The following is a 14,743-nucleotide window of genomic DNA, read 5'->3' as shown; positions in this document are numbered from 1 at the left end:
CAATGTGACCGTTGACGTGGAACTGATCGCCCCGATCGCCATGGACGAAGGTCTGCGTTTCGCCATCCGTGAAGGCGGTCGTACCGTCGGCGCCGGCGTCGTCGCCTCAATCATCGAATAGTTTTTACTGAGGAGCGCGGGCGAATGCCCGCGTATTAAATTATGTTGGATTCACAAAACATACGTATTCGCCTCAAGGCGTTTGATCATCGCGTGCTGGACCAGGCTGCCGGTGAAATCGCCAATACGGCCAAAAGAACTGGCGCCAGCGTACGCGGCCCCATTCCAATGCCGACGCGGATTGAGAAATTTACGGTTCTGCGGTCTCCGCACGTAAACAAGAAATCACGGGAACAGTTCGAAATGCGCACACACAAGCGCCTTCTCGACATTGTTGAGCCCACACCCCAGACAGTAGATGCGCTGATGAAGCTGGATCTTGCTGCCGGGGTTGAAGTTGAAATCAAGCTGCAGGGGTAATGGGCATGCGTTCAGGACTTATTGCAAAGAAAGTAGGCATGTCACGTGTTTTCGGCGAAGGCGGAAAGCACGTCCCGGTGACCATTCTGCATGTGGATAACCTCCAGGTTGTTTCTCACAAGACAACTGACAAGGACGGTTACAATGCACTGCAGCTGGGTGCCGGCAATGCCAAGGTAAAACGGACCTCGCAGCAGATGCGCGGCCATTTTGCCAAAGCCAAGGTTGAGCCGAAAGCGAAACTGGCCGAGTTCCGGATTTCCGACGATGCCTTTATCGATGTCGGTGCCGAACTGAGTGCCGAACATTTTGTCACAGGTCAGCTGGTTGATGTGGTTGGTACCTCCAAGGGTAAAGGTTTTGCCGGTGGTATGAAACGTCACAACTTCGGCGGTCTGCGCGCGACGCACGGTGTATCCATTTCTCACCGTTCACACGGTTCCACAGGTCAGTGTCAGGACCCGGGCCGTGTGTTCAAGGGCAAGAAAATGGCCGGTCACATGGGTGACGAGCGCGTGACAGTGCACAACCTTGAAGTGGTTGCCACGGATGCCGATGAGGGCCTGCTCCTGGTCAAGGGCGCAGTTCCCGGTGCCAAGGGCGGCTGGATTTTAGTCAGTGACGCAGTGAAGAAGGCTCTGTCGGAAGAGCTCCCGTTCCCGGGTGCCCTGAAGTCCGATGCAGCGCCTGCTGCCGAAGAAGCTCCGGCTGAAGAAGCTCCCGCCGCGGAAGCTGAAACAGTTGCAGAGGCTCCGGCTGAAACTGCAGAAGAGAACAAGGAATAATGACCATGAAAGCCGATGTATTGAAGCTTGATGCAAAAAAGGCTGGTGACGTTGATCTTGACGACGGCATCTTTGGTCTTCCCGAGCGTGCAGATATCCTGCAGCGTGTTGTTGTGTGGCAGCTGGCCAAGCGCCGCGCCGGTACCCACAAGGTACAGGGCCGTAGCGAAGTGACCGGCACCACAAAGCGTATCGGTCGTCAGAAAGGCGGCGGTTCCGCCCGTCACGGTGCCGGCAAAGTAAGCCAGTTCCGTGGTGGTGGTCGCGCCTTTGGCCCGGTCGTGCGTTCACACGGTCATGATCTGCCGAAAAAAATTCGCAAACTCGGCCTGAAAACGGCTCTGTCCAGCAAGCTTGCCAACGGCAACCTGGTTGTTCTGGACACAGCGGATCTGAAAGCGCCGAAAACCAAAGATTTGGTCAAAGCGCTCGATAAACTGGGCCTGAGCAACGCCCTGTTTATTGACGGAGCCGAAGTCAGCGAAAACTTTAAACTCGCCGCTGCAAACATCCCCAATGTGGATGTGCTGCCGAGCCAGGGCGCCAATGTCTATGACATCCTGCGTCGCCAGAAACTGGTTCTGACCAAAGCAGCTGTGGAAAGCCTGACGGAGAGGCTGAAATGAGCGAAGTAAAACATTACGATACAATTCTTGGCCCTGTGATCACCGAGAAGTCCACTTTGGTTTCTGAGTATAACCAGGTGGTGTTCCGGGTGCCGTTGACTGCTACCAAACCGGAAATCAAGAAGGCTGTTGAAGCTCTCTTTGATGTCAAGGTCGAGGCGGTAAACACCATCCGTGTCAAAGGCAAGGTAAAGCGTTTCCGTGGCCACAAAGGTCGCCGTAACGATTACAAAAAAGCGATGGTCAAACTGGCTGAAGGTCAGTCCATCGATGTGACGACGGGGATCTAAAAATGGCTTTGAAAACATTTAATCCGACTACCCCCAGCCAGCGCTCGCTGGTTCAGGTGGACCGTTCAGAACTCTGGAAAGGCAAGCCCGTCAAGTCACTGACCGAAGGGCTGACCAAATCAGGTGGACGTAATAACGCAGGTCGTATCACCGCCCGTCGTCGTGGCGGCGGTCACAAGCGCGCCTACCGTCTGGTGGACTTCAAACGTCGCAAATGGGACGTGGAAGCAACCGTGCAGCGCCTTGAATACGATCCGAACCGGACAGCCTTTATTGCGCTGATCGAATATGCCGACGGCGAACAGGCTTATATCCTGGCGCCCCAGCGTATTGCCGAAGGCGACAAGGTTATCGCCGGTCAGAAAGTTGACGTGAAGCCGGGCAACGCAATGCCGCTGTCCAGCATTCCGGTTGGTTCCATTGTTCACAACGTTGAACTGAAGCCGGGTAAGGGCGGTCAGATCGCCCGCTCCGCCGGTTCCTACGTTCAGGTAACCGGTCGTGACCAGGGCTATGTCCTGCTTCGTCTGGCTTCCGGTGAACAGCGTTATGTTCGTTCAGAGTGCATGGCCACCATCGGTGCCGTGTCAAACCCTGACAACCAGAACACCAAACTGGCGAAAGCCGGCCGCAGTCGCTGGCTCGGTAAACGCCCGTCTGTCCGTGGTGTTGCGATGAACCCGATTGATCACCCCCATGGTGGTGGTGAGGGTCGTACTTCCGGTGGTCGTCACCCTGTGACACCTTGGGGTAAACCGACCAAGGGTAAACGCACCCGTAGCAACAAGTCGACTGACCGCTATATTGCCCGGTCACGTCACGAGCGTAAGAAATAAGGAGACAGACGAATGGCACGTTCAGTATGGAAAGGTCCGTTTGTCGATCTGCATCTTCTCAAGAAGTCAGAATCTATGACGGAATCAGGCAAGAATTCACCGATAAAGACCTGGTCTCGTCGGTCAACCATTTTGCCGCAATTTGTCGGACAGACTTTTAATGTCCATAACGGCCACAAATTTATCCCGGTTTACGTGACCGAGGATATGGTGGGCCACAAACTTGGTGAGTTTGCACCGACCCGTACATATTACGGTCACGGCGCAGATAAAAAAGCGAAGAAGAGGTAAGGACAGTGGGTAAATCATCAGCACCACGCCGCGTTGCCGAAAACGAAGCCTTGGCAGTAGCCAATATGGTTCGTATCAGCCCCCAGAAACTGAATCTGGTGGCCGGCATCATTCGCGGTCAGAAAGTTGAGAAGGCTCTTGCTGACCTGACTTTCTCTAAACGCCGTATCGCCAAGGACGTCAAAAAGGTTCTGGAATCTGCAGTCGCCAATGCGGAAAACAACCATGGTCTCGATGTGGACAATCTGGTTGTGGCAGAGGCTAGCGTCGGCAAGTCACTGGTCATGAAACGCTTCCGTCCGCGGGCCCGTGGTCGTACAGGCAAAATTTTGAAACCTTTCAGCCGGATCCGTATTGTGGTCCGCGAGGTTGAGGAGAGCGAATAATGGGTCAGAAGGTAAATCCAATCGGTCTGCGTCTCGGTATCAACCGGACCTGGGACTCCCGCTGGTATGCGGAAGGTGACGAATACGGCACCCTGCTGCATGAAGACCTGGCCATCCGCAACTTCGTTATGAAGGAGCTGAAGCAGGCTGCAGTAAGCCGCGTCGTCATCGAACGTCCGGCCAAGAAAGCCCGCGTGACCATCTATTCAGCACGTCCTGGTGTGATTATCGGTAAAAAAGGGGCAGACATTGAAAAACTGCGCCAGAAAATTGCCGGCATGACCAAAGCCACAGACGTGAGCCTGAATATTGTTGAAATCCGCAAGCCGGAAATCGATGCACAGCTGGCCGCCGATAATGTGGCTCAGCAGCTCGAACGTCGTGTGGCTTTCCGCCGCGCGATGAAGCGGGTGATGCAGAGCGCACAGCGTCTTGGTGCCCTGGGCATCCGGATCAACAGCGCCGGTCGTCTGGGCGGGGCAGAGATTGCCCGTACAGAGTGGTATCGTGAAGGTCGTGTGCCGCTGCACACTTTCCGTTCCGATATCGACTATGCGGAAAGCAAGGCCTATACACCTTATGGCATCATCGGCATCAAGGTTTGGATCTATAAAGGCGACATCATGGAACATGACCCCATGGCACGTGATAATCGCATTAACGATCAGCAGAAATCTGCTGGTGGCGGCAAAGGCCGTTAAGGGAAATTGAGGTAGGATTATGCTTCAGCCGAAAAGAACAAAGTTTCGTAAAGCCCATAAAGGCCGCATTCGCGGGAATGCCAAAGGCGGTACTTCACTGACTTTTGGTGCCTATGGCCTGAAAGCTCTGCAGCCCGAGCGTATTACAGCTCGTCAGATCGAGGCCGCTCGTCGTGCCATGACCCGTCACATTAAACGTGCCGGTAAGATCTGGATCCGTGTATTCCCGGATGTGCCAGTGTCTTCAAAGCCTGCCGAGGTCCGTATGGGTAAAGGTAAGGGTTCACCGGAATATTGGGCATGCCGCGTAAAACCGGGCCGTATTCTGTTTGAAATGGATGGTGTGCCGCAGGATCTGGCTCGTGAAGCCTTTGATCGTGCAGCTGCCAAACTGCCGATCCAGACGCGTTTTGTTACGCGTCTCGGTGAATAAGGAGAGTTCGTGATGAAAGCGTCAGAACTTCGTGGAAAGTCTATTGAAGAGCTGGAAGGTCAGCTCGTAGATCTGAAAAAAGAGCAGTTCAACCTGCGTTTTCAGGGTGCGACTGCTCAGCTGGAAAATACGGCTCGTGTGCGTCAGGTGCGTCGGGATATTGCCCGTATCCAGACGTTGGTTAATGAAAAACGTGCCAGCGCGTAATTAAACTGAGGGTCAACAAAGATGCCTAAACGTATTTTGCAAGGTGAAGTTGTCAGCGACAAAAATGACAAAACTATTGTGGTTCTTGTCGAGCGTCGTTTCAAACACCCTCTGCTTAAGAAAGTTGTGCGTAGCAGTAAAAAATATCATGCGCATGATGAAGACAACAAATGTCAGGTAGGCGACACTGTTCGTATTGAGGAATGTCGTCCTATCTCCAAGAAAAAATCCTGGAAAGTGGTGCAGGACGCCTGAGTAGGTGCCCTGGAAGTTAATTAAGTTAAACAAGTTGGAATAGACCAATGATTCAAATGCAAACCAATCTTGACGTTGCCGACAACTCCGGTGCCCGCCGGGTTCAGTGCATCAAGGTGCTCGGTGGTTCCAAACGGAAAACCGCCGGTGTCGGAGACATCATTGTCGTCAGCGTAAAGGAAGCAATTCCGCGCGGACGCGTGAAAAAAGGTCAGGTGCATCGTGCAGTGATTGTGCGTACGGCAAAAGAAGTGAAGCGCTCCGATGGCACTTCCATTCGTTTCGACCGTAACGCCGCTGTTCTGGTTAATAAACAGAACGAACCGATCGGCACGCGCATCTTCGGCCCTGTTGTGCGTGAACTGCGTGCTGCTAAACAGATGAAAATTATTTCTCTGGCACCGGAGGTTCTGTAATGGCGAACAATGCTAAGTACAAAATCAGGAAGGGCGACGAGGTAGTCGTTCTGACTGGCAAGGACAAAGGCAAAACTGGTGAAATCATCAAGATGCTGCCGTCCGAAGGTCGTGCCGTGGTTCAGGGTGTGAATGTGGTGAAACGCCATACACGTCCGTCCCAGACAACCCAGGGCGGGATTGTGACGAAGGAAGCTTCGATCCATATCTCCAACCTGGCTCTGAAGGACCCGAAAACAGGCAAGCCGACTAAAGTTGGATTTAAAGTTGAAAAAGACGGCACGAAAGTTCGTGTTGCCAAAGCATCGGGGGAGGTCATCAATGACTAAATATACTCCTCGTCTGCGTGAGGTCTATGAAGGTGAAATCAAGACCAAAATGCAGGATAAATTCGCCTACAAAAACGTGATGCAGATGCCAAAACTGGACAAGATCGTCCTGAACATGGGTGTCGGCGAAGCTGTTGGCGATTCCAAGAAGGTGAAAAAGGCTGTTGAGGAAATGGCCCTGATCGCCGGTCAGCAGCCGGTTGTTACCCGCGCCAAGAAGTCCATTGCGGGCTTCAAGGTTCGTGAGGAAATGCCGCTGGGTTGTAAAGTGACCCTGCGCGGTAACCGCATGTATGAGTTCCTTGATCGTCTGATCCAGGTCGCTCTGCCCCGCGTGCGTGACTTCCGTGGCGTGAATGGCAAAAGCTTCGACGGTCGTGGCAACTATGCCCTCGGCCTTAAGGAACAGCTCGTGTTTCCAGAGATCAGCTACGATCAGGTAGATGATGTTCGGGGCATGGACATCATTATCTGTACGACGGCCGAGACCGATGAAGAAGCTAAGGAGCTTCTAGCCGGTTTCCATATGCCGTTTTCAAACTGATTGAAACGGCAGGAGGATTTAAACTATGGCTAAAACTAGCGCCGTTGAGAAGAATATGAAAAGGCAGCGTCTTGTGGCAAAATATGCCGCCAAACGCGAAGCCCTGAAGAAAGCTGCGGTAGACCCCAGTCTGTCGCCTGAAGAGCAGTTTATGGCCCGGCTCAAGCTGGCTAAACTGCCGCGGAACAGCGCACAGACCCGTGTGCGTAACCGTTGTCAGGTGAATGGTCGCCCCCGCGGTTATCATCGCAAGTTTAAAATGTCTCGTGTTTCACTCCGTGAACTGGCCTCAATCGGTCAGCTTCCCGGTGTTGTGAAATCGAGCTGGTAAGGAGGACTGACAGATGTCTATGAGTGATCCTCTGGCAGATATGCTGACACGTATCCGGAACGGACAACGTGCGAACAAAAAAGTGATTTCCTCTCCGGCTTCCAAAATGCGTCAGCGTATTCTGGACGTGCTGGAGCGTGAAGGCTTTATCCGTGGCTATACCCGTGAAGACGGCGAGGCCGGAAAAGCTGAAATCAACATTGAGCTGAAATATCATGAGGGCTTGCCCGTGATCCAGGAAATCACACGTATTTCCAAACCGGGTCGCCGGGTATATTCCTCTGTGAATGACCTGCCGCGTGTGCGCAACGGTCTTGGTATTTCCATTATTTCAACCCCGAAAGGTGTTCTTTCCGACGCAGAAGCACGTGCTGAAAACGTGGGCGGCGAGATCATCTGTACAGTATTCTAGGGAGATCCGGTATGTCACGTATTGGTAAAAAGCCTGTTGCTGTACCCCAGGGTGTGGAAGCCAACCTTTCAGGTCGCGACCTGAAAGTAAAAGGCCCGAAAGGCGAACTCGTCATGACTTTCATGGACGAAGTTGATGTAAAAATGGAAGACGGCCAGATCAGCGTTATGCCGATCGGTGAAACCAAACGCGCACGTTCCATGTGGGGCATGCAGCGTACGCTGGCGGAAAACCTGGTGACCGGTGTTACCGACGGGTTTTCCAAGGAGCTGAAGCTGAACGGTGTTGGTTATCGTGCCGCCGTTCAGGGGAAAAACGTTCAGCTGCAACTTGGTTACAGCCACGACGTTATCTTCCCGATCCCGGAAGGTATTGATGTGAAATGCCCGGATCAGACGACAATTATCGTTTCCGGTATCGATAAACAGCAAGTTGGCCAGGTTGCGGCGGAAATTCGTAAGTGGCGTAAGCCCGAGCCTTACAAAGGCAAAGGGATTAAATACGCTGACGAATATATCTTCCGCAAAGAAGGCAAGAAGAAATAGGTGGTCGTCATGGCAAAAACTGAAAAACTATTTAAACGTCGTCGCCAGCGGGTTCGTACTCAGATCCGCAAGGTGGCAGCAGGGCGGCCCCGTCTTTCCATACATCGCACCAACCAGCATATCTATGCTCAGGTGATCGACGATGCCAAGGGTGTGACGGTTGCAGCAGCATCCACACTGGATGCCGGCCTGAAGAGCAAACTCAAAGGCAGCAGCAATGCAGATGCGGCCGTTGAAGTTGGAAAATTGATCGCAGACCGCGCCAAAAGCGCCGGTGTCGAACAGGTTGTTTTCGATCGTGGTGGATTTCTCTTCCACGGTCGTGTGAAAGCTCTGGCTGACGCTGCGCGTGAAGCTGGTCTCAATTTCTAAGGTAGAGGAAAGACAGTATGGCTCGGTCAGAAAGAGATAATCGTCAGGAAGCAAGCGACCTGGTGGAAAAGCTTGTCCACATTAACCGTGTGGCCAAGGTTGTAAAAGGTGGTCGTCGCTTCGGCTTTGCCGCCCTGGTTGTCGTCGGTGACGGCAAGGGACGTGTTGGTTTCGGCAAAGGTAAAGCCCGCGAGGTGCCTGAAGCAATTCGCAAGGCAACGGAAGCAGCCAAGAAAAACATGATTCGTGTACCTCTGCGTGAGGGCCGGACACTTCACCACGATATCGAGGGCCGTCACGGCGCCGGTAAAGTGGTGATCCGTTCCGCACAGCCGGGTACCGGGATCATCGCCGGTGGTCCGATGCGTGCCGTATTCGAGGCTCTTGGCGTACAGGATGTGGTTTCCAAGTCCACAGGGACGTCAAACCCCTATAACATGGTGCGTGGAACCATCAATGCGCTGACACGTCAGATGTCTCCGCGTATGGTCGCCGCAAAACGCAGTAAAAAAGTCAGTGACATTGTCAGCCGTCGTGGTGAGAAAATTGCCGCTGGCGCGCAGGCTACGGAGTAAAGACTGATGGCCACAAAAAAGAAAACACTCAAGGTAACGCAGATCGGAAGTCCGATCCGCAGAACCCAGGACCAGCGTGCAACACTGATCGGGCTCGGCCTGAACAAGATGCACAGGACCCGCGAGCTGGAGGACACTCCATCCGTACGTGGCATGATCCGCAAGGTCAGCCATATGGTCAAGGTTGAAGAAGCTTAAACAAGGTAAAGTCATCATGAAACTCAATGAAATTGCCAATAAGCCCGGTTCCGTCAAAAGCCGTACCCGTGTAGGGCGCGGTATCGGTTCCGGTAAAGGTAAAACCGGCGGTCGTGGCGTTAAAGGTCAGAAATCCCGCTCAGGTGTTGCCATCAAGGGCTTTGAAGGTGGTCAGATGCCGCTCCATATGCGTCTGCCGAAACGCGGGTTTAACAGCCCGAACCGGAAAACCTTTGTGCCGGTGAACCTGGGTCGTCTCCAGGCTGCCATTGACGCCAAGAAACTGGATGCCAAAAAGCCGATCACCATCGACGTTCTCAGGGACGCCGGTCTGGTGAACGCTGTGAAAGACGGTGTTCGTCTTCTGGCCAAAGGTGAGCTGAAGGTGAAGATCCAGATCGAAGTCACTGGTGCTTCAGAAGCTGCTATCAAGGCAGTTGAAGCTGCCGGCGGTTCTGTTACAGTAGCGGTTGCCGCTGCTTCTGCAGAAGCGTAAGGCTCGAGACCCAAACGAGGCAACAGGGAAAAAATAGATGGCATCAGCAGCAGAACAACTCGCCGCAAACCTGAATTTCAGCTCCTTTTCCAAGGCGAAGGAACTTCAGAAGCGGATCATGTTTGCGCTCGTTGCATTGGTCATTTATCGTCTGGGGACCTATGTGCCCCTGCCGGGTATTGACCCTGTTGCCCTTGAACAGATGTTTACCCAGAACCAGGGCGGAATTCTGGGAATGCTTGATCTGTTCGCGGGCGGTGCGCTTCAGCGCATGAGTATCTTTGCTCTCAATATCATGCCCTATATTTCCGCCTCCATTATCATGCAGCTGATGACTTCCATTTCACCCACTCTGGGTGAGCTGAAAAAGGAAGGGCAGGCGGGTCGCCGCAAAATCAATCAGTATACCCGCTACGGTACAGTACTCCTGACGGCTGTCCAGGCTTATGCCATTGCCGTCGGTCTCGAGGAAAATATCGCTATTGATCCGGGTATCTTTTTCCGGGCGACCACTGTGATTACTCTTGTCGGCGGCACCATGTTCCTGATGTGGCTTGGTGAACAGATTACTTCCCGCGGGATTGGCAATGGTATTTCCCTTATTATCTTCGCCGGCATTGTGGCCCAGCTTCCGACGGCTATTGCCGGTACCCTGGATATGAGCAGCCGCGGCCTTCTTGGCGGTCCGCTGGTGATTGTGGGTCTGATGGTAATGGTTGTTGTGGTTATTGCCTTCATCGTTTTCATGGAACGGGCTCAGCGTCGGGTTCTGATCCAGTATCCCAAGCGCCAGCAGGCTAACCAGGTTGCCAAAGGTGAGCAGTCACATATGCCGCTGAAACTGAACACAGCTGGTGTTATCCCGCCGATCTTCGCCTCATCGCTGCTGCTGATGCCGCTGACGGTGGCCGGTTTTCTGGCTGAGGGAGGACCCGAGTGGATGACCACTGTGACCTCCATGCTTGGTCGCGGCCAGCCGCTCTATATCGCCTTTTATGTTCTGCTGATCGTCTTTTTCTGTTTCTTTTATACGGCAATTGTGTTCAATCCCGAGGAAACAGCTGACAATCTCAAGAGATACGGCGGATTTATCCCGGGTATCCGTCCCGGCAAGAATACAGCCACTTACCTCGACTATGTGTTGACACGTCTGACCGTAGTCGGAGCAGCCTATCTGTCTGCGGTGTGCCTTTTGCCTGAAATCCTGATTTCCAAATATTCCATTCCCTTCTATTTCGGTGGAACATCCCTGCTGATCGTGGTGAATGTGACTATGGATACAGTTGGGCAGATTCACAGCCACCTGATGGCGCACCAGTATGAAAGTCTGCTGAAAAGAACAAAGCTGAGAGGGAAAGGACGCCGCAGATGATTATCGTATTGTTGGGGCCTCCGGGGGCCGGTAAGGGAACCCAGGCCCAGCGTATTATGTCCTCCCGTGGTATTGTTCAGCTTTCTACCGGTGACATGTTGCGCGCCGCCGTTGCCAACCAGACCGAGGTCGGCAGGAAAGCAAAGGAATTTATGGATGCAGGCAAGCTGGTAACCGACGAAATCGTGATCGGTATTATCGCTGACCGCATCGAGGAAGAAGATTGCAAAAACGGTTTTCTGCTGGATGGTTTCCCGCGGACCGTTGCCCAGGCCGAAGCCCTGGATGATCTACTGGAAAACAAAAACCTGAAAGTCGATGCCGTCATCGAAATGAAGGTTGATGATGAAGCTTTGGTGGACCGCATTACCGGACGCTATACCTGCGCCGAATGTAATGCCGGATACCATGATACGAACCTCAAACCACGAGTAGCTGGCGTGTGTGACAGCTGTGGTTCTACGAATTTCAAACGCCGGGCGGATGACAATCGGGAAACCGTTGTTTCGCGTCTGGAAACCTATCACGCACAAACGGCTCCCCTGTTGCCCTATTACAGTGGCAAGGGAGTCCTTAAAACCATTGACGGGATGGCCGACATTGATGATGTCACCACCCAGATAAATGAAGTATTGGACGCACTTTAAAAAAAGTGTAAAAGTTTCCTTTTCTAAGGTTGACTGGGCGTCCTTTATACCTATAATCGCGCAACTTCACGGTATACCGGGTGGTTGCCTATCGTTTTGGAATTTTTGATCGGGAGATACGATCGTGGCGCGTATTGCTGGCGTTAACATTCCCACCGGAAAAAGGGTGGAAATCGCTTTGACTTACATTACAGGCATTGGACACACCTCTGCCAAGGCGATTTGTGACAAACTTGGTATTGCACCGGAAACCCGGGTGAACCAGCTGAGTGACGCGGAAGTCATTAGAATCCGCGAAACCATTGATAGTGACTATACCGTCGAAGGTGATCTTCGTCGTGATGTGGCCATGGACATTAAACGTCTGATGGATCTCGGGTCCTACCGTGGCCTTCGGCATCGTAAGAAACTGCCTGTACGCGGTCAGCGGACAAGCACCAACGCGCGTACCCGCAAGGGTAAAGCCGTTGCGATTGCCGGTAAGAAGAAATAAGGTATTTGAATAATGGCTACTGAAAAAAGAGTACGTCGCAGAGAGCGGAAAAACATCACCAGTGGTGTGGCTCATGTGAATTCCACCTTTAACAATACCATCATCACCATTGCGGATGCGCAGGGAAATACCATTTCCTGGTCCACAGCCGGTGCCATGGGCTTTAAAGGATCACGTAAATCCACACCTTATGCCGCACAGGTTGCTGCCGAGGATGCCGGAAAGAAAGCCCAGGAACACGGCATGAAAACCCTGGAAGTGGAAGTGAAAGGACCTGGTTCAGGTCGTGAATCCGCTCTTCGCGCATTGCAGGCAATCGGTTTTACCATAACCTCCATCCGTGACGTAACACCGATTCCGCACAATGGATGCCGTCCGCCGAAACGGCGCCGGGTATAATCGGGTTTTCTTGATCGTCCGGCCTGTGCCGGACTGATCTGTATGAAGGTTTATAATTTTGACGGGGACTGAACAGTGATCCAGAACAATTGGCAGGAACTCATTAAGCCGACGAAACTTGACATCAAGCAGGAAGGTGACGAGCGTCGGAAAGCGACCATCGTTGCCGAGCCGCTTGAGCGTGGTTTCGGGATGACTCTCGGCAATGCATTGCGCCGCGTACTGCTGTCTTCCCTGCAGGGTGCAGCGGTTACGTCAATTCATATTGACAATGTTCTTCATGAATTCTCATCCATTCCCGGTGTGCGTGAAGATGTGACTGATATCGTTCTGAACATCAAAAACCTGGCTGTCGGCCTTGAGGCAGAGGGCTCCAAACGCCTCAGCCTTGAAGCATCCGGTCCCGGTGAAGTGACAGCCGGCCAGATTGCCGAAGTCGCCGATGTGACCATTTACAACCCGGACCTGGTGATCTGTACACTGGATGACGGTGCTGAACTGCGTATGGAACTGACTGTGGATACCGGTAAAGGTTATGTGCCGGCCGTGAACAACCGTCCGGACGATGCGCCGATCGGTCTGATCCCGGTTGACAGCCTTTACAGCCCGGTACGTAAAGTAAGCTATCGTGTGGAAAACACTCGTGAAGGCCAGATCCTTGACTATGACAAGCTGATCATGACCATCGAGACAGACGGTACTGTAACTCCCGAAGATGCGCTGGCGTTCTCCGCCCGTATTCTCCAGGACCAGCTGCAGACATTTATCAACTTCGAAGAGCCCGAGGATACTTCCGCCGAGAAAGAATCCGACGAACCGGCCTTCAACCGTAACCTGCTGCGCCGTGTTGACGAGCTTGAGCTGTCCGTTCGTTCTGCGAACTGCCTGAAGAACGACAACATCGTTTACATCGGTGATCTGGTTAAAAAAACAGAAGCTGAAATGCTTCGCACACCGAACTTTGGTCGTAAGTCTCTGAACGAGATCAAAGAGGTGCTCTCCACTATGGGGCTGCGTCTGGGTATGGATAACCCGGGCTGGCCGCCGGAGAATATTGACGAACTCGTCAAGAAGATGGAACAGGAATTTTAATTTAGATTAACAGAAAGAAGGACCGGGTCCCACGTGGATACCCTCCTGAGGAGTAAGGAATATGCGCCATCGCAGAGCTGGCCGTAAGCTGAACAAAACAAGCTCACATCGTAAAGCGATGTTTGCAAACATGGCTCATGCGCTTCTGAAGCACGAGCAGATTGTAACCACCCTGCCGAAAGCCAAAGAGCTGGGCCCGATTGTGGAACGTCTGATCACCCTGGGTAAACGCGGTGACCTGCACGCTCGTCGTCAGGCTGCCTCGCGTCTGCCGCAGATCTCCAAAGCAGTGCTTGCCGAGGGCGGTGACATTGATGTTGTTGCCAAGCTGTTTGACGAACTGGCCAAACGTTACGAAGAACGTAACGGCGGATACACACGTATCCTGAAAGCCGGCTTCCGCTATGGTGATGCGGCACCGGTAGCTGTTATCGAGCTGGTTGACCGTGACGAAGACGCCAAAGGTCAGGCTTCCGGTCCGGTTATGATCGAAGACGAAGGTGACGAGGAAGAAGCCGCCTAAGGCTCCTTGTTTCCAGGAAAGTATTGAGAAAGCGGCTCTTTGGGCCGCTTTTTTTCTGCCGGTTTCTTTGTTCCTTTCAGCCTTCCGTTTCAGGCCGTTTGCCGAGGGCGGGCAGGGAGAAAGAAAAGGTAACCGCCACCAGTCTTACCAGAAGGGTGACAATGCAGGATATGGCAAGGGTTAATTCCGGAGCAACGGATGCTTTGGTCAACAGATAGAAGCTGCTGCCGCCCAGGATCGCCGGTACGGCATAAAGTTCCTTGCGCAGAACCAGTGGAATCTCGTTACAGAGTATATCGCGAATGGCACCGCCTGCCGCAGCGGTCATGACGCCCATGGTAACGGCGACTATGGCGCTGGAACCCGCCAGCATGGCCTTCTGAGTGCCTGTGGCGGTGAAAAGGGCCAGTCCGAAGGCATCGGCCCAGATCAGTACCTTCATGCGGCTTTCAAGCAATCTGGCCCAGAACGGGGTAATGATGGCAGCGCCGAGAATAACATAGAGAGCCGAGGGGTTTTCCACCCAGAAAACCGGCAGGTCCAGAAGCACATCCCTTAATGTGCCGCCGCCGACGGCGGTCACTGTGGCGATAACCAGAAGACCGAAGGGGTCAAGCTCCCGGCGCAGCGCGGCCAGGGCCCCGGAGATGGCGAATACGGACATCCCCGCAAGACCGATCCAGTAAATTATTTGTTCCATATTTTCGCC

The 14,743-nt window shown here is 53.1% G+C and carries 28 protein-coding genes and 1 pseudogene; 28 read left to right on the top strand and 1 reads right to left on the bottom strand.

Annotation, left to right across the window (positions count from 1 at the left end; translation table 11 throughout):
* From tuf to rplQ, 28 genes and pseudogenes are all read left to right on the top strand, one after another.
* A pseudogene (gene tuf, locus ACN0YD_RS14880) lies at window positions 1-121 on the top strand (elongation factor Tu); the annotation flags it as partial.
* Window positions 122-165: 44 nt separating this feature from the next.
* Window positions 166-480, top strand: coding sequence for a 30S ribosomal protein S10 (gene rpsJ, locus ACN0YD_RS14875; RefSeq protein WP_139940487.1), 315 nt, complete (start codon window positions 166-168; stop codon window positions 478-480).
* A 5-nt stretch (window positions 481-485) separates the two neighbouring features.
* The gene (gene rplC / locus ACN0YD_RS14870; RefSeq protein WP_417321154.1) at window positions 486-1,265 is read left to right on the top strand and encodes a 50S ribosomal protein L3; all 780 of its coding nucleotides are present in this window, start codon (window positions 486-488) and stop codon (window positions 1,263-1,265) included.
* Between the two features lie 5 nt (window positions 1,266-1,270).
* Window positions 1,271-1,891 carry a 50S ribosomal protein L4 gene (gene rplD, locus ACN0YD_RS14865; RefSeq protein WP_417321152.1) on the top strand — a complete coding sequence of 207 codons (621 nt, stop codon included), beginning with the start codon at window positions 1,271-1,273 and terminating at the stop codon, window positions 1,889-1,891.
* The gene (locus tag ACN0YD_RS14860; RefSeq protein ID WP_417321150.1) at window positions 1,888-2,181 is read left to right on the top strand and encodes a 50S ribosomal protein L23; all 294 of its coding nucleotides are present in this window, start codon (window positions 1,888-1,890) and stop codon (window positions 2,179-2,181) included. The genes rplD and ACN0YD_RS14860 overlap by 4 nt, the downstream gene beginning before the upstream one ends.
* A gap of 2 nt (window positions 2,182-2,183) precedes the next feature.
* A complete protein-coding gene (gene rplB / locus ACN0YD_RS14855) occupies window positions 2,184-3,017 on the top strand; it encodes a 50S ribosomal protein L2 (RefSeq protein WP_417321148.1) in 834 nt (277 codons plus the stop codon).
* 12 nt (window positions 3,018-3,029) lie between these two features.
* A complete protein-coding gene (gene rpsS / locus ACN0YD_RS14850; RefSeq protein ID WP_321389913.1) occupies window positions 3,030-3,308 on the top strand; it encodes a 30S ribosomal protein S19 in 279 nt (92 codons plus the stop codon).
* Between the two features lie 5 nt (window positions 3,309-3,313).
* Complete coding sequence (gene rplV / locus ACN0YD_RS14845) at window positions 3,314-3,694, top strand: 50S ribosomal protein L22 (protein WP_417321146.1); 381 nt, start codon at window positions 3,314-3,316, stop codon at window positions 3,692-3,694.
* A complete protein-coding gene (gene rpsC, locus ACN0YD_RS14840; RefSeq protein ID WP_417321144.1) occupies window positions 3,694-4,395 on the top strand; it encodes a 30S ribosomal protein S3 in 702 nt (233 codons plus the stop codon). Before rplV ends, rpsC begins: the two co-directional genes overlap by 1 nt.
* Window positions 4,396-4,414: 19 nt before the next feature.
* A complete protein-coding gene (gene rplP / locus ACN0YD_RS14835; RefSeq protein ID WP_417321142.1) occupies window positions 4,415-4,828 on the top strand; it encodes a 50S ribosomal protein L16 in 414 nt (137 codons plus the stop codon).
* A 12-nt stretch (window positions 4,829-4,840) separates the two neighbouring features.
* Window positions 4,841-5,035: a 50S ribosomal protein L29 gene (rpmC, locus tag ACN0YD_RS14830; protein WP_417321155.1), complete on the top strand. Its 195-nt coding sequence runs from the start codon at window positions 4,841-4,843 to the stop codon at window positions 5,033-5,035.
* 21 nt (window positions 5,036-5,056) lie between these two features.
* A complete protein-coding gene (gene rpsQ, locus ACN0YD_RS14825; protein ID WP_417321140.1) occupies window positions 5,057-5,290 on the top strand; it encodes a 30S ribosomal protein S17 in 234 nt (77 codons plus the stop codon).
* Between the two features lie 47 nt (window positions 5,291-5,337).
* Window positions 5,338-5,706 (top strand): 50S ribosomal protein L14, encoded by a 369-nt coding sequence (rplN, locus tag ACN0YD_RS14820; RefSeq protein WP_417321138.1) that lies wholly within the window; start codon window positions 5,338-5,340, stop codon window positions 5,704-5,706.
* The gene (rplX, locus tag ACN0YD_RS14815; RefSeq protein WP_417321136.1) at window positions 5,706-6,035 is read left to right on the top strand and encodes a 50S ribosomal protein L24; all 330 of its coding nucleotides are present in this window, start codon (window positions 5,706-5,708) and stop codon (window positions 6,033-6,035) included. The genes rplN and rplX overlap by 1 nt, the downstream gene beginning before the upstream one ends.
* A complete protein-coding gene (rplE, locus tag ACN0YD_RS14810) occupies window positions 6,028-6,579 on the top strand; it encodes a 50S ribosomal protein L5 (protein WP_417321134.1) in 552 nt (183 codons plus the stop codon). Before rplX ends, rplE begins: the two co-directional genes overlap by 8 nt.
* 25 nt (window positions 6,580-6,604) lie before the next feature.
* On the top strand, window positions 6,605-6,910 hold the full coding sequence (rpsN, locus tag ACN0YD_RS14805) for a 30S ribosomal protein S14 (protein ID WP_417321133.1): 306 nt from the start codon (window positions 6,605-6,607) through the stop codon (window positions 6,908-6,910).
* A 13-nt stretch (window positions 6,911-6,923) separates the two neighbouring features.
* Window positions 6,924-7,322: a 30S ribosomal protein S8 gene (gene rpsH, locus ACN0YD_RS14800; RefSeq protein ID WP_417321131.1), complete on the top strand. Its 399-nt coding sequence runs from the start codon at window positions 6,924-6,926 to the stop codon at window positions 7,320-7,322.
* A gap of 11 nt (window positions 7,323-7,333) precedes the next feature.
* Window positions 7,334-7,867: a 50S ribosomal protein L6 gene (gene rplF, locus ACN0YD_RS14795; RefSeq protein ID WP_417321129.1), complete on the top strand. Its 534-nt coding sequence runs from the start codon at window positions 7,334-7,336 to the stop codon at window positions 7,865-7,867.
* A 9-nt stretch (window positions 7,868-7,876) separates the two neighbouring features.
* Complete coding sequence (gene rplR, locus ACN0YD_RS14790) at window positions 7,877-8,239, top strand: 50S ribosomal protein L18 (protein ID WP_417321127.1); 363 nt, start codon at window positions 7,877-7,879, stop codon at window positions 8,237-8,239.
* A gap of 17 nt (window positions 8,240-8,256) precedes the next feature.
* Window positions 8,257-8,814: a 30S ribosomal protein S5 gene (gene rpsE / locus ACN0YD_RS14785; RefSeq protein WP_417321125.1), complete on the top strand. Its 558-nt coding sequence runs from the start codon at window positions 8,257-8,259 to the stop codon at window positions 8,812-8,814.
* 6 nt (window positions 8,815-8,820) lie between these two features.
* A complete protein-coding gene (rpmD, locus tag ACN0YD_RS14780; RefSeq protein ID WP_417321123.1) occupies window positions 8,821-9,012 on the top strand; it encodes a 50S ribosomal protein L30 in 192 nt (63 codons plus the stop codon).
* A 16-nt stretch (window positions 9,013-9,028) separates the two neighbouring features.
* Complete coding sequence (gene rplO, locus ACN0YD_RS14775; protein WP_417321121.1) at window positions 9,029-9,508, top strand: 50S ribosomal protein L15; 480 nt, start codon at window positions 9,029-9,031, stop codon at window positions 9,506-9,508.
* Between the two features lie 37 nt (window positions 9,509-9,545).
* A complete protein-coding gene (gene secY / locus ACN0YD_RS14770; protein ID WP_417321119.1) occupies window positions 9,546-10,880 on the top strand; it encodes a preprotein translocase subunit SecY in 1,335 nt (444 codons plus the stop codon).
* A complete protein-coding gene (locus ACN0YD_RS14765) occupies window positions 10,877-11,527 on the top strand; it encodes an adenylate kinase (protein WP_417321117.1) in 651 nt (216 codons plus the stop codon). The genes secY and ACN0YD_RS14765 overlap by 4 nt, the downstream gene beginning before the upstream one ends.
* 124 nt (window positions 11,528-11,651) lie before the next feature.
* Window positions 11,652-12,020, top strand: a complete 369-nt coding sequence (gene rpsM / locus ACN0YD_RS14760) for a 30S ribosomal protein S13 (RefSeq protein ID WP_417321115.1) — start codon at window positions 11,652-11,654, stop codon at window positions 12,018-12,020.
* Between the two features lie 12 nt (window positions 12,021-12,032).
* Window positions 12,033-12,419, top strand: coding sequence for a 30S ribosomal protein S11 (gene rpsK / locus ACN0YD_RS14755; RefSeq protein ID WP_417321113.1), 387 nt, complete (start codon window positions 12,033-12,035; stop codon window positions 12,417-12,419).
* Between the two features lie 75 nt (window positions 12,420-12,494).
* Window positions 12,495-13,511: a DNA-directed RNA polymerase subunit alpha gene (locus tag ACN0YD_RS14750; RefSeq protein WP_417321111.1), complete on the top strand. Its 1,017-nt coding sequence runs from the start codon at window positions 12,495-12,497 to the stop codon at window positions 13,509-13,511.
* A 61-nt stretch (window positions 13,512-13,572) separates the two neighbouring features.
* Entirely contained in the window at window positions 13,573-14,034 is a 462-nt protein-coding gene (rplQ, locus tag ACN0YD_RS14745) for a 50S ribosomal protein L17 (RefSeq protein ID WP_417321109.1), read from the top strand.
* Window positions 14,035-14,110: 76 nt separating this feature from the next.
* Here the strand turns inward: rplQ and ACN0YD_RS14740 are convergent, their stop codons facing one another.
* Window positions 14,111-14,734, bottom strand: coding sequence for a trimeric intracellular cation channel family protein (locus ACN0YD_RS14740; RefSeq protein ID WP_417321107.1), 624 nt, complete (start codon window positions 14,732-14,734; stop codon window positions 14,111-14,113).
* Window positions 14,735-14,743 lie beyond the last annotated feature (9 nt).

Source organism: Emcibacter sp. (assembly GCF_048269205.1).
Taxonomy (GTDB): domain Bacteria; phylum Pseudomonadota; class Alphaproteobacteria; order Sphingomonadales; family Emcibacteraceae; genus Emcibacter.
This window is presented reverse-complemented; position numbering and strand designations above follow the sequence as displayed.

Coding starts and splice junctions, on each gene's coding strand:
- rpmC (WP_417321155.1), top strand. CDS start 4,841: ATGAAAGCGTCAGAACTTCGTGGAAAGTCTATTGAAGAGCTGGAAGGT.
- rpsE (WP_417321125.1), top strand. CDS start 8,257: ATGGCTCGGTCAGAAAGAGATAATCGTCAGGAAGCAAGCGACCTGGTG.
- rplR (WP_417321127.1), top strand. CDS start 7,877: ATGGCAAAAACTGAAAAACTATTTAAACGTCGTCGCCAGCGGGTTCGT.
- rplQ (WP_417321109.1), top strand. CDS start 13,573: ATGCGCCATCGCAGAGCTGGCCGTAAGCTGAACAAAACAAGCTCACAT.
- rpsH (WP_417321131.1), top strand. CDS start 6,924: ATGTCTATGAGTGATCCTCTGGCAGATATGCTGACACGTATCCGGAAC.
- rplP (WP_417321142.1), top strand. CDS start 4,415: ATGCTTCAGCCGAAAAGAACAAAGTTTCGTAAAGCCCATAAAGGCCGC.
- ACN0YD_RS14740 (WP_417321107.1), bottom strand. CDS start 14,734: ATGGAACAAATAATTTACTGGATCGGTCTTGCGGGGATGTCCGTATTC.
- rplO (WP_417321121.1), top strand. CDS start 9,029: ATGAAACTCAATGAAATTGCCAATAAGCCCGGTTCCGTCAAAAGCCGT.
- rplB (WP_417321148.1), top strand. CDS start 2,184: ATGGCTTTGAAAACATTTAATCCGACTACCCCCAGCCAGCGCTCGCTG.
- rpmD (WP_417321123.1), top strand. CDS start 8,821: ATGGCCACAAAAAAGAAAACACTCAAGGTAACGCAGATCGGAAGTCCG.
- secY (WP_417321119.1), top strand. CDS start 9,546: ATGGCATCAGCAGCAGAACAACTCGCCGCAAACCTGAATTTCAGCTCC.
- rplN (WP_417321138.1), top strand. CDS start 5,338: ATGATTCAAATGCAAACCAATCTTGACGTTGCCGACAACTCCGGTGCC.
- rplE (WP_417321134.1), top strand. CDS start 6,028: ATGACTAAATATACTCCTCGTCTGCGTGAGGTCTATGAAGGTGAAATC.
- rplC (WP_417321154.1), top strand. CDS start 486: ATGCGTTCAGGACTTATTGCAAAGAAAGTAGGCATGTCACGTGTTTTC.
- rpsN (WP_417321133.1), top strand. CDS start 6,605: ATGGCTAAAACTAGCGCCGTTGAGAAGAATATGAAAAGGCAGCGTCTT.
- rplX (WP_417321136.1), top strand. CDS start 5,706: ATGGCGAACAATGCTAAGTACAAAATCAGGAAGGGCGACGAGGTAGTC.
- rpsQ (WP_417321140.1), top strand. CDS start 5,057: ATGCCTAAACGTATTTTGCAAGGTGAAGTTGTCAGCGACAAAAATGAC.
- rpsK (WP_417321113.1), top strand. CDS start 12,033: ATGGCTACTGAAAAAAGAGTACGTCGCAGAGAGCGGAAAAACATCACC.
- ACN0YD_RS14860 (WP_417321150.1), top strand. CDS start 1,888: ATGAGCGAAGTAAAACATTACGATACAATTCTTGGCCCTGTGATCACC.
- rpsS (WP_321389913.1), top strand. CDS start 3,030: ATGGCACGTTCAGTATGGAAAGGTCCGTTTGTCGATCTGCATCTTCTC.
- rplF (WP_417321129.1), top strand. CDS start 7,334: ATGTCACGTATTGGTAAAAAGCCTGTTGCTGTACCCCAGGGTGTGGAA.
- rplD (WP_417321152.1), top strand. CDS start 1,271: ATGAAAGCCGATGTATTGAAGCTTGATGCAAAAAAGGCTGGTGACGTT.
- rpsC (WP_417321144.1), top strand. CDS start 3,694: ATGGGTCAGAAGGTAAATCCAATCGGTCTGCGTCTCGGTATCAACCGG.
- ACN0YD_RS14765 (WP_417321117.1), top strand. CDS start 10,877: ATGATTATCGTATTGTTGGGGCCTCCGGGGGCCGGTAAGGGAACCCAG.